The following is a 12,095-nucleotide window of genomic DNA, read 5'->3' as shown; positions in this document are numbered from 1 at the left end:
GCTGTCCGAAGTCGGCGGTTTCAGGACTTTCCGTGGAAAGTCTCAACTCAAACTTCAGACCCGTCTGCGCTAAACGGGGGTCATGCGTGACAATGGGTTCGTGAACGAAGCCGATCAGCATGCACCGCAGACCCCGGACACGGGGCAGACGGACCACGCCAAGGGGTCCCGTCTCCATCCGAGAGTGACCAGCTTTCGCTCTCGCCGGGGTGCGCTGACCGACGCACAGCAGCAGGCTTGGGACCGTCAGTGGCCGCTCATCGGCGCCGACGTCTCGGACACACCGCTCGACGCGAACGCCTGGTTCGGACGCGAAGCACCCCTGATCATCGAGATCGGTTCGGGTACCGGCACCGCGACGTCCGCTATGGCCAAGGCAGAACCGCACGTGAACCTGGTCGCGATCGAGGTGTACCGCCCGGGGCTCGCACAGCTTCTCCAGCAGGTCGAACGCGAAGAGATTCCCAACGTCCGCGTACTACGCGGTGACGCGATGGACGTACTCGAGAACATGGTCGCCCCCGAGTCCCTCACGGGCGTCCGGGTGTTCTTCCCGGATCCGTGGCCCAAAGCCCGCCACCACAAGCGTCGCCTCCTGCAGGGACCGACGTTCGCGCTGATCGCCAACCGCCTCAAGCCCGGCGGAGTCCTGCACGTGGCAACTGATCATGCCGAGTACGCCGAATGGATCGAAGAAGCCGGCAATGCCGAGCCGCTGCTGACGGCACTCGACTGGGAGTCTCCGATGACCCACGAGCGTCCCGTCACCAAGTTCGAGGACAAAGCCCATAAGGTCGGAAGTGCAATCACCGAGCTTATATGGGGGAAGATCAGAGCATGAGCGTCAGCGAACAGCTATCCGACGACGTGACGTCGTCGGAATCTCCTCTCGACTTCGGTCGCGACTCCCGCCACCCCAAGCGGGTGCTTCTGGTCTGGGACGCCCCTAACCTCGACATGGGCCTCGGTGCCATCCTCGGTGGCCGGCCAACCGCCGCCTACCGGCCACGATTCGACGCACTGGGCCGCTGGCTGCTCTCTCGCACCGCCGAACTGTCCGCACAGAACAGCGGCACGCTCGAGCCTGAAGCGACCGTCTTCACCAACATCGCGTCCGGCAGCGCCGACGTCGTTCGTCCTTGGGTCGAAGCCTTGCGTAACGTGGGTTTCGCGGTGTTCGCCAAGCCGAAGGTCGATGAAGACAGCGATGTCGATTCGGACATGCTCGAGCACATCGCGCTCCGGTACGGCGAGGGCCTCGCCGGAATCATGGTCGCGTCCGCCGACGGCCAAGCGTTCCGCGAACCTCTCGAGGACATCGCAGCAACCGGTATCCCGGTCCAGGTTCTCGGGTTCCGTGAACACGCCAGCTGGGCTGTGTCGTCCGATATCTTGGACTTCGTCGATCTCGAGGACATCCCAGGTGTCTTCCGTGAGCCTCTGCCACGGGTAAGCCTGGACACCCTGCCCGACGAGGGCGCCTGGTTGCAGCCGTTCCGACCGCTTTCTGCCCTGCTCATCGGGCGAAAAAGTGTTGCCGAGTAGGAGTTGATCAGTGTTCGCCAGCTGGGGAAGCATCGTCTATCGAGCCCGCTTCACCGTCATCGCTGTCATGGTGGCGGGGCTCCTCGGGCTCGCTGCGTACGGCCTGAGCCTGCAGGATCATCTCAGCCAGAGCGGCTGGGACGATCCGGGGTCGGAATCGGTAGAGGCTGCAAAACTCGCTGACGGCACGTTCGGACGCAGCACGACGGGTGACGTTCTGGCGCTGTACACGGCGCCGGAGGGCAAGACCGTCGACGACCCCGAGTTCCAAGCGAAGGTCATCGACAATCTGCAGCGGCTCGTCGCCGACAACCCCGACCAGATCATGAAGATCAACGGCTCGTACTTCAAGGTCGACAACGGTCTCTCGGTGGCGGCCCTGGCGGACAAGACCAAGCAACACGCGGTCACCAGCATCGCGATCGCCGGCGACAACGACACCGCGGTGTCCAACAACTTCCGCGACGTCGAGTCGCAGTTCTACATCGACGGCGTCGACGTGCAACTCGCCGGCCTGCAACCTGTCGCGAATTCGCTCAACGACACGATGGCCAACGACATCAAGCGCATGGAAATGCTCGCAATTCCCGCCGTCGGTGTCCTGCTGTTCTTCGTCTTCGGTGGCGTCGTCGCTGCGGCCCTCCCGTTGATCGTCGGCGGTCTGACCGTCATCGGCGCCAACGGCATCATTCGACTGATCACCAACTTCACCGAGGTCAACGCGTTTGTTGCGCCCGTGGTCTCTCTGGTCGGCCTGGGTCTCGCGATCGACTACGGACTGTTCATCGTCAGCCGTTTCCGAGAAGAGATAGCCGAGGGGTACGACACCCCGACCGCAGTACGCCGAACGGTCATGACGGCGGGTAGAACGGTCATGTTCTCGGCGACCATGGTTGCCGTCAGCCTCGGCGGTCTGCTGTTGTTCCCGCAGGGCTTCCTCAAATCGGTGGCTTACGGCGCCATTGCTGCCGTGATGCTTGCCGCGATCTCGTCCATCACGATTCTTCCCGCTATTCTCGGCATTCTCGGCAAGCGGATCGACGCGCTGACCTTCAAGAAGCTGCGCCAGACCAAGACCAACGAGGAAATCGAGAACGGTTTCTGGGGCAAGCTCACCCGCTGGGTCATGCAGCATCCGCTCAAGGTCGCGGTCCCGATCGTCGCGGCTCTACTGCTGATGATCATTCCGCTGACGGGCATCAAGTTCGGCGGTATCAACGAGACGTACCTGCCCCCGGACAGCCCCACGCGTGTCGCGCAGGCGCAGTTCGACGAACTCTTCCCAGGTAATCGCACCGAGCCCGTTCGACTCGTCATCGAGGGAGCGGACAACACCACTCTCGGTCAGATTTCCAAGACCGCAAACGCTGCGCCGGGTCTGGTCGAGAAGTTCACCCCGGAGGTTGCGACCAAGGACGGGGTCAACGTCCTCAAAGCCGGTCTGACCGAGCGCAACGAGGCACGGCCCACCATCGACTATCTTCGATCCGCGGATTGGCCCGAGGGCACAACTGTGCTCGTCGGCGGTACTCCGGCCATCGAGCAGGACAGCGTCGACGCGTTGCTCGACCGTCTGCCGCTGATGGTCGTATCCGTCATCCTGCTGACGACGCTGCTGATGTTCTTGACGTTCGGTTCGCTCGTCCTGCCCATCAAGGCTGCGTTGATGAGCGCGCTCGGCCTGGGTTCGACGCTCGGAATCTTGACCTGGATCTTCATCGACGGGCACGGTTCCGGTCTCTTGAACTTCACGCCGGGACCGATCATGTCTCCCGTCCTGGTGTTGATCATCGCGATCGTCTACGGCCTGTCGACCGACTACGAAGTGTTCCTGCTCTCCCGCATGGTCGAAGCGCGAGCGCAGGGCGCGAGTACTACCGAATCCATCCGAATCGGCACGGCACATACCGGCCGGATCATCACCGCTGCCGCACTGATTCTGATCGTGGTCACCGGTGCATTCGGCCTGTCCGATCTGGTGATGATGAAGTACATCTCGTACGGCATGATCTCCGCGCTGATCATCGACGCCACGCTGATCCGAATGTTCCTGGTCCCCGCGACCATGAAACTGCTCGGCGACGACTGCTGGTGGGCCCCGGCCTGGATGAAGCGGATCCAGCAGAAGATCGGGCTGGGTGAGCCGATCCTCGACAACGAACTTGTGCTCGCAAACGTCCCGCAGATCGCGCCCGTCGGTGCGATCGCCGGACCGGGTCAGCCGCGCAAGATCGAAGCGGCCTCGCGGGTCATGCCGCCGCCTGCCCCGGCTGCACAGCCGGAAAGCGGACCTCGTGTTCCCGATCCTCTCACCGAGCCCATTCCGCTCAGCGAAATGACGATCAAGGCACCGAACACGGATACACCTGCCGCGGAGAAGCCGGCACCGCGACGTCGTCTCGATATCGGGAGTGCAGCCAGCGCGCCCCAGAACTTGATCGAGGCACCGGTCCCCAATCCTTCGTACCGACCGCAACCGAACACCACCGACAAGCGGAGAAACCCGACGCCCGCTGCGCCGGCCGAGCGTCCCATCGAGAGTTGGTTGTCGGACCTGCGGGCTCGGGAACAGACTCCCCCGGCCTCACGGCCGCTGCCGGTGGTCCGGACGCCTTCGCGTACTAACGGTTCGGCAAGCAGCGGTTCAGGTACCAACGGCTCGAGCCGGAATGGCTCTGCAAACGGTGCTACCAACGGTTCTGCAACAAATGGCGCTGCAACAAATGGCGCTGCAACAAACGGCTCGGCCCCGACCTCGGTGGAGGCGACCCCCCAGTCGCCGCCTCCACCGATCGCTCCGGAGCGTCGTCCCACCGAGCCCCGAGTCTCGGATGCCTCTGACGGCGACGACAACGCCACCGGCAGGCACCGACCTGACGACGCAGGCGCCATCAGTGTCAGCGAGCTCATCGCTCGCCAGAAGCGGAGCTGACCTGCTCCTGCTTGGCGAAGGCTCGTGCATAACGAGTCCCGACCAGCAGGAGCAGCAAGCCGACCACCAGGAAGGCAGCGCTGCGCACCAGCCCACTGAGCGTGGCCAGGTCGAAGAGGAACAGCTTGGCCACTGCCGCGCTGGTGAGAGCAAGACCAGCTCCGAGCAAAACGCGAGCATGCTGACGGTTGTTCAGGCCGAGCACCAGCGCTGACGTGGCGGCAAGCATCCAGACGATGGTTGCAACGCTGTGCCCGGCAACAAATCCGGTTGCACTGTCGAAGATTTCGACGCCGGACGAGACGAGCGCACACGTCACCGCGTAGAGGACACCAAACCCTGCGGCCGCCCATAGAACCGCCGCATTCGAATCGGCGATCAACTTCAGTCGGTGAATCGCCCACACCAGCATCACCAGTGCACCTATCGCCGTCAGGCTCGAGAGTGCCGTGATCGCACCGAGTTGCATGGATGCGGCACGGGCAGTCGTCAACGCTTCCGGTGGAACCGTCGTGAGGTATCCGATCGATCCGATTGCCGCAAAGGCGGTTCCGAGGGCGAAGACGAAGCGCGAACCCGCATACAGCGAGACTCCGAGGAAGATCATGCCGACGGTGAGGACCAGCGGTACGACCAGAGTTTCCGTCGCCCCGGACAAGCAGCACAGTAACAATGCGAGAGCGCCGGTTGCGCCCAGTCCGAATCGCAGTTGCGTCGGCAAAGGCTTGGCTGCCGCTGCAGCGGAAAGTAGTAGTAGCGCAGCAATTCCGTACAGCACTGCGGATTCGGTGCGCCCGAGCACGGCCCCGACGCTCATCAGCGGAAGGGACGAGACAACAAAGGTAGCGGTGGACCACGCCCCTGCAACTCCGCCGCGCGAGGGCGAACCCGTCCACTGCATAGCCATCGCGCAGCCGGCGCCCACTATGGCAACCACGCCGGCACTGATCACCAATTGCACTGCACTGTTACCGGATTCGCTGAAGATGGACTCCGACGCTATCGCTACGAGCAGCGCGAGAACCACCGGTACTGTGCGCGCCATGCCCAGGTACTTCCAGTCACGACCGAGCTGGGCGGAGAACGTCGCCGACTGGATCGCGAAGAGGAAACCGACGAGAGTCAACGATATTCCCGACGTCAACACGGGAGCCAGCACCGCTGCGCCCAGAACGATCATGAGCGCCAGTGATTCGGAATCCCATTTCACCCCCAAAGCAACGCCGGCCGCGGCAATCCCGAAGGCAATCACCACCGCGAGCGGCGTCGTCACCCAACCGTAGAGAACCGAGGCCGCGACGACGTCGAGGTACATTCCCGCAAAACCGGTGGCGGCCAGAGCAATCGCTCCCACTTTGCCGCCTGGGCGTCCGTGGACCCGCACCCCGGCAAACACCAAGGCGCCGGAAAGGAGTGCGCCACCGAGCACCCGCAGCGGCGGTCCGAAGAATCCGGCCTGCGCTGCAAGTACCAGCAGCATCACGACGCCGATCAGAGTGACGGCAACACCGGCCGCGGCCAGGAGTCGACTGATGACGCCGTCGCGTTGCCACCAGGGCTGGCGAGGTGCCGCAACCGGATACGTCGGCGGCTGCCACGCGGGCACGCTCTGCTGAGAGCGGACCTGCTGCATCGGCTGTACCGGAGCCATGGGAACTACGGGAACAGAAGCTACCGGCGCCGGAACTACCGGCGCGGGCGCAGGCACGGTGGTCGAGGCCAGCTGAGTCTGCAGTATCGACAGGTTCTGACCCATGTGACGCAACTGCCGGCCGATGCTGTCGCACTCGGCCGAGAGGGCGGTCACCAGTCGCGGATCGACGGCGGAAGAACTCGGTGTGGTCATGGCTACGAGCTTGCTGCGTGGCCGAACCGATCAGATGAGTAGTACTACTCGATCAGCCTGGGGACTTCTCGTATTCAACTGAGGACACCTTCGACTGACAGCACCATCGACCGACTGCATCATCGACCGACAGGGAACTATCGCCGAGGCGCTGCATTCCGCAATCGTTCGGACAGAAGCCGACCCGAAGTGTGAAGCGGAGCGGGATCCTGACGCGCACGAGCGAGCACCAGCGCACCCTCGAGTGCAGACAGAGCGAGAACAGCCTCGGACTCTGCGTCCTCGCGAGACCAGCCGTCGGCTTCGAGGCGCTGAGCCAACAACACAAGCCACGAGTTGTATCCGTCCGCACAAGCGCCACGGATGACCTCGGATTCGGTTGCGGCATCCAGTGTTGCCGTAGCCAGGGCGCATCCACGTTCGTAATCCGAATCCGACAAACGCGCAGCCAGTGCGGCGGCGAATGCCGAGATCGCGGTGGCGGCATCGGGTGAGCTCTCCAGCAGATGCCGGATGAAATCGGCCATTGCCTCACCGCGTCGCCTCAGAGCCTCGCCTGCGAGTTCTTCCTTGCCGCCGGGAAAGTGAAAGTACAAAGACCCCTTGGTGGTCGAGCTCGCCGAGAGCACTTCCGACACACCCGTTCCCGCGTACCCCTTCCGCTGCAACAAGTCGGCAGCGGCATCGACCAACAAATCCCTCGTAGACATAAGTTCAACATACCGATCAGTACACATATCGACAACACTTGAAGTGCATAAATCTCCAAAACCTTGCATCGCTAGACCGATTGGTACATGATTCGAGAATCGAAACCGGAGCGCGGCCAACGACGCTCACGACGACAAAGGACCAAATCGATGTCACCGGATTCCACAAACCACACCACGACGACCGTCCTCGGGCCGGACGTAGATCCCGCCGGGACTCTCGCGGCCACCGGCGTCCGGATGATGGTTCGAAGCAAACAAACCGAGGGAGGATTCTCTCTTGTACAACACCGCATCGCTCCGTATTCGATGACCTCGCCGGTCCATCGCCACAGCCGGGAAGACGAGTACACGGTGGTTCAAAGTGGCCGCGTCGCAGCGATGGTCGGAGACGAGGTCGTCTACGCGGAGACCGGCGCCATGATCTTCAAACCGCGTGGCCAGTGGCACGCAGTGTGGAATCCCGACGACGCTCCAGCCCGGATTCTCGAAATAATCACGCCCGGAGGGATGGAAGACCTGTTCGAACTGATGCCGAAACTACTGGCCGATCCAGGTGCCGCAGCCGAATCGGTTGCAGCGCGGGTGGAAGCAGATTTCGGGATCGAATTCGATCTCGTGGCCACCGCCGAGATCGCACAGACGCACGGTGTGGGATTCGGCATCGAAAGTCACTGAAGCCCAAGCAACTCGCTACCCCAACCTTGAAAGGAAGATCCATGCTCGTACTCACCGGAGCAGAAGACCTCACCGCCAACCTGAACCAGGAGTTGGGCGTCAGCGACTGGCACGATGTCACCCAGGAGTCCATCGACGAGTTCGCCCGGGTCACCGGCGACGATCAGTGGATTCACGTCGATGTGGATCGCGCGAATGAGTCACCATTCGGCGGAACGATCGCGCACGGTAACTACACGCTCTCACTCGGCCCCAAGTTCTCGTACGCGATGTTCTCGCTCGAGGGTTTTGCGTTTGCCCTCAACTGTGGATTCGACAAGGTCAGGTTGCCTGCTCCGCTACCGGTTGGCTCTCGTGTCCGCATGCGTGCGACGTTGAGCAAAGTCGAACCGATAAGCGGCGGCGTCCAGATCACGGTGACGCAGACGTTCGAACGAGAACACGGTGACAAGCCCGTGTGCGTCGCCGAGATGTTGACCCGCGCGTATCACTGAAAGGTCAGGAGCCGAACATCTTTCGGATCGTGGTACCGAAGGGATGCTTCGCGGTGACACTGCCGAATCGCACTTTGCCGTGAACCACCAGGTGCAGCGGCCCCATCTGCGGACCGGAGCGAACCTTGTTGGACGCGCTTCCCCCGACTGCCTCGACACCGTTCATGTCCACCGTCGCCTCTTCGGGAACGATCAGTGAAATCGAACTGGCGTAGTCGTCGATCGAGATGTTCACGACCTGCGTCTGCATCACTGCACGCGTGAAATCGATGGTCACACTGGACATTCTGGTATCGACCACGACGGCTGGAGGAACGATCCATGCGCCGTTCCGCGTCACCGTCGCCATTCGTCCACGGATCACGGCCGCATTTGCCGCGCCGTAGGCACCGACAACCGGAGCCCCGACCGGAGCGCGGTAGGGCGGGTTCGGGTGAACCGGCGGCGGTTGGGGTTGGTAGGTCGGCGCCGGGTAGGGCTGGCCTTGGTACATCGGCTGACCCGTATTGGGATACGCGGGCGGGTCGTAGTCGGAGATCAGTGTGATGCCCGGAAGATCGGCGAGAACCGAGTTGAGTTCACCTCGCGTCTTCGCGGCCAAGGCCGTGTCCATGCGCTCGGTGAACTCACCGAGCGAGAGCATCCCTTGACCGACAGCTTTCTGCAGCAGCTCGCCGACATGCTCTCGTTCGGCATCGGATACGCGTAGATTCCTGGCCTCCATGATTTCCAGGATAAACGTTATTCGAGGCCTTGTTCTATTGCGTATCGAGTGAGCTCGACGCGATTGGCCAACTGAAGCTTCCGAAGCGTTGCCTGCACATGGTTTTCGACGGTCCGGTGGCTGAGCGAGAGCCTCGTGGCGATCTGTTTTGCGCTCAGCCCCTTGGCGACAAGGCGGAGCACTTCAGTCTCACGGTCGGTGAGCCGAGGCAACTCGGGCGCGCGATCGTCGGCCGGTGCCGTCGACATGCGGCGGTACTCACCGAGCACCAATCCGGCGAGGCCGGGTGTGAAGACGGCTTGTCCGTCGAAAGTCGCTCGCACGGCCTCGAGCAGTTCCGCTACCGAAGCACTCTTGACCAGGTAGCCCGACGCTCCGGCTTTGACCGCATCGAGGACATCGTCACGCTCTGCGGAGGCCGAAAGCACGAGTACCTTGCTCTTCGGCGAAACCTCGAGCACTGCGGTGGTGGCGTCGGCACCGTTTCCGTCCGGCAGGTTCATGTCCATCAGAACCACCGCCGGTTGCACGGCGGCGGCGCGGCGGCGCGCACTCTCGACACCCTCCGCCGTGGCGCTCACGGTGAAGCCGGCAGCTTCGAGGTCCCGGGAGACACCGTCGCGCCACATCGGGTGATCGTCGACGACCATCACCGTCACCGGATCCTCGCCCTGTTCTTCAGCCACGCTCACTTTTCCCCTTCGGAACGTTGATTTCCCATTCGGTGCCCTCCCCCGGCCCGGTTTGCAGGACCGCAGTGCCGCCGAGCACCTGCACTCGACCGAGAATGGACTTCGATACTCCCATGCGGCCTTCGGCCTCGGCCTGCGCCAAGCGACCTTCGGGAATTCCGACGCCGTCGTCGCGGACGCTGACGATCACTTCGTCCGGCAGATCTTCGAGCAACACGTATGCCTTCGCCGAAGTTCCGGCGTGGAGCCCGACATTGGACAGAGCGTTGTCGACGATGGCTGCCAGTTCGATGGCTCGATCGCGCTCGATCACGACGGGGTGCGCGGGCGTCGACACCGACACCGACGTGCTGGCCTGCGTGGTCAACAGTGGACACAGATCCACTGTCTGTCCGCCGACGTCTGCCGCGGCACCCGAAACCTGCTCGGAAATCAGCATTCTCAACGCGACCTCCTGCTCACCGGCCAGAGCAGCCAGTTCAGCTGCTTCGCCGCCGAGTGCCGCTCCTCGCCGACGGACCATTGCCAGCACCTGAAGAACGCCGTCGTGCACTTCGCGTGCCAAACGTTCGCGCTCTTCGGTGGCCGCCGCCAGACGTACGGCTTGTTCGAGTTGTCGATGCGAGCGCCGAGCAGTTGTGGTGGCCAAGCCCAACGCCAGGCCGACCGATACGAGCACGGGAGCCGTCGCATCGCGCCAGAGGTCCAGGTTGACCTGGTCGCGGATGATTGCGCTGGCCGCCGAGATGACAACTCCGGACGCCATGCCGAGCCACGGCCCGCCGAGAATTGCCGCGGAGATGACGGCGTTGGTGGCCCACAGCGTGGTGGGGAGCGTCTGGTGATTCTGATACCACTCGTGGTCGGAGACCAGCCTCGTCGACGCCATCAGCAAGATGACGACCACCTGATCGGCGATCACTACCTGGTACCTCGGCAGCTTCTTACCGAACAACGCACCGGAGGTTCCGAGCAGCAGTGCCGACACCCCGGACCACACTGCCATCAGAGCGACAAAGAACCAGCTGAGCCGAGTGTTGGCGTAGTCGGAGGCCGAGGCGAACTGGTAGCTGATCGCGTACACCAGCGTGATGAGGCGAAATGCCTGCGCCGCCCGCCACAGCGGGGCATCCGGGTCGGTGTCGACGCCCGACGCCTCGCGAACGGTCGGCTGATAGTGCAGCCGACGACGGCGGGTGGGCTCAGTCATCGGGAGGAGTGGGGTTCACGATGCGAGGCTGGGCGCGCGGCTCGTCGGGTTCGGCGGGGAACAGTGGGGTCTCCGGATCTTCGACGTGCAGTTCGGCGTACGCGATGTCCGGGTCGTCGGCGAGGAGAGAACGAATAGCGGTGTTGAGGACTGCGACGATCGGAACAGCCAAGAGCCCGCCGACGATTCCGGCGAGGACGATGCCCGTTGTAATGGCGAGAACGACTGCCAGCGGATGCAAGCGGACGGCGCGCCCCAGCAACAGCGGTTGCATCACGTGCGCTTCGAGCTGCATGACCCCGATGATGATGCCGAGGACGATCAGAGCAGTCAGAAAACCCTTCGTGACCAGAGCCACCAGCACAGCGACAAAACCGGTCAGAAATGCACCGACGATCGGGATGAACGCGCCGATGAACACCAACGACGCCAGCGGCAGGGCGAGTGGCACCCCGAGGATCGCCAGGCCGGCACCGATACCGATCGCGTCGGCGGCGGCAACCGCGACCGTGGCGCGCACGTAGCCGATCAGCGACCCGAAACCTGCGGAACCGGCGATCCGTACGCGACGACGAGCCTCGGTGGGGACGATCCGGGTGACGAACTGCCAGATCTGATCACCGCCGTAGAGGAAGAAGATGAGAGTGAACAGCGTCAGCAAAGCCCCGGTGAAGATCTCACCGATGACCGTCGCCGTGGTCAAGGCACCGCTGGTCAGAGACTCACGATTGGATTGCACCGACTTGACGACCGAATCACCCGCTTGGCGGATCTGATCCTCACTGAAGTGCAACGGTCCGCTGGTGAGCCAGTTCTGAATCTGCGTGACGCTAGCCGTGAATTGGTCGGTGAGCTGCGGCAACCCGTCGATGAACTGCTCGACGACAAACGTCATGATTCCCGCGACCAGCCCGATCGAGCCAAGCAACACGACAATGACGGCTGCCGAACGAGGAACACCCCACACCTGCAGCCGATCAACCACCGGAATCAACAGAGCCGATGCCAACAGAGCCAGCCCCACTGGGATGAGCACGGTTTCGAGACGTAGAACGACATACCCGAGAACCAACAGTCCAGCGAAGATCACAATGAGGCGCCACGACCATTCCGCCGCGATGCGCACACCCGGATGCACTGCCCGAGCGTCGGCGGATATGGGTTTGTTCATCCTCGAAGCTCGCTCCGCACGCCCCCTGTTTGCGTTCACATCGCGAGCCTAACCGGCCCGGCCGACACAGGTGAGCGGACGAATAATCGGACG

Annotated in this window: 11 protein-coding genes; 5 read left to right on the top strand and 6 right to left on the bottom strand. The window is 63.0% G+C overall.

The annotated features are described in order from the left end of the window. The first annotated feature begins 82 nt into the window (after positions 1–82). The 3 genes from trmB to ACSW29_RS06750 are packed head-to-tail and all read left to right on the top strand — an operon-like array spanning position 83 to position 4,477. A complete protein-coding gene (trmB, locus tag ACSW29_RS06760) occupies positions 83–841 on the top strand; it encodes a tRNA (guanosine(46)-N7)-methyltransferase TrmB (RefSeq protein ID WP_230814981.1) in 759 nt (252 codons plus the stop codon). Next, positions 838–1,545, top strand: coding sequence for an NYN domain-containing protein (locus ACSW29_RS06755; protein WP_003945733.1), 708 nt, complete (start codon positions 838–840; stop codon positions 1,543–1,545). Before trmB ends, ACSW29_RS06755 begins: the two co-directional genes overlap by 4 nt. A gap of 10 nt (positions 1,546–1,555) precedes the next feature. Further along, a complete protein-coding gene (locus tag ACSW29_RS06750; protein WP_021343022.1) occupies positions 1,556–4,477 on the top strand; it encodes an MMPL family transporter in 2,922 nt (973 codons plus the stop codon). Here ACSW29_RS06750 and ACSW29_RS06745 read toward each other — a convergent pair. Together ACSW29_RS06745 and ACSW29_RS06740 are read right to left on the bottom strand one after the other, a co-directional pair. Beyond that, positions 4,452–6,323, bottom strand: coding sequence for a DUF2339 domain-containing protein (locus ACSW29_RS06745; protein ID WP_448276896.1), 1,872 nt, complete (start codon positions 6,321–6,323; stop codon positions 4,452–4,454). The genes ACSW29_RS06750 and ACSW29_RS06745 overlap by 26 nt on opposite strands. 137 nt (positions 6,324–6,460) lie before the next feature. Next, a complete protein-coding gene (locus tag ACSW29_RS06740) occupies positions 6,461–7,033 on the bottom strand; it encodes a helix-turn-helix domain-containing protein (RefSeq protein WP_317828431.1) in 573 nt (190 codons plus the stop codon). Between the two features lie 150 nt (positions 7,034–7,183). Here ACSW29_RS06740 and ACSW29_RS06735 point away from each other — a divergent pair, with 150 nt between their 5' ends. Next, positions 7,184–7,711: a cupin domain-containing protein gene (locus ACSW29_RS06735; RefSeq protein WP_448276895.1), complete on the top strand. Its 528-nt coding sequence runs from the start codon at positions 7,184–7,186 to the stop codon at positions 7,709–7,711. A 41-nt stretch (positions 7,712–7,752) separates the two neighbouring features. Further along, positions 7,753–8,205 (top strand): MaoC family dehydratase, encoded by a 453-nt coding sequence (locus ACSW29_RS06730; protein WP_448276894.1) that lies wholly within the window; start codon positions 7,753–7,755, stop codon positions 8,203–8,205. Between the two features lie 4 nt (positions 8,206–8,209). Here ACSW29_RS06730 and ACSW29_RS06725 read toward each other — a convergent pair whose 3' ends face one another. From ACSW29_RS06725 to ACSW29_RS06710, 4 genes are read right to left on the bottom strand one after another with little or no spacing between them, the layout of a single operon-like run. Continuing rightward, positions 8,210–8,929, bottom strand: a complete 720-nt coding sequence (locus ACSW29_RS06725) for a DUF1707 SHOCT-like domain-containing protein (protein ID WP_347871684.1) — start codon at positions 8,927–8,929, stop codon at positions 8,210–8,212. A 17-nt stretch (positions 8,930–8,946) separates the two neighbouring features. Further along, positions 8,947–9,579 (bottom strand): response regulator, encoded by a 633-nt coding sequence (locus tag ACSW29_RS06720; protein WP_047269712.1) that lies wholly within the window; start codon positions 9,577–9,579, stop codon positions 8,947–8,949. Positions 9,580–9,607: 28 nt separating this feature from the next. Then, positions 9,608–10,831, bottom strand: a complete 1,224-nt coding sequence (macS, locus tag ACSW29_RS06715) for a MacS family sensor histidine kinase (RefSeq protein WP_448276893.1) — start codon at positions 10,829–10,831, stop codon at positions 9,608–9,610. Next, complete coding sequence (locus ACSW29_RS06710) at positions 10,824–12,002, bottom strand: AI-2E family transporter (RefSeq protein WP_317828425.1); 1,179 nt, start codon at positions 12,000–12,002, stop codon at positions 10,824–10,826. Before ACSW29_RS06710 ends, macS begins: the two co-directional genes overlap by 8 nt. Positions 12,003–12,095: the final 93 nt, after the last annotated feature.

It is taken from the genome of Rhodococcus sp. GB-02 (assembly GCF_053470465.1).
Note: the sequence above shows the minus strand (reverse complement) of the source record. Positions and strands in the feature narration are given on the sequence as shown.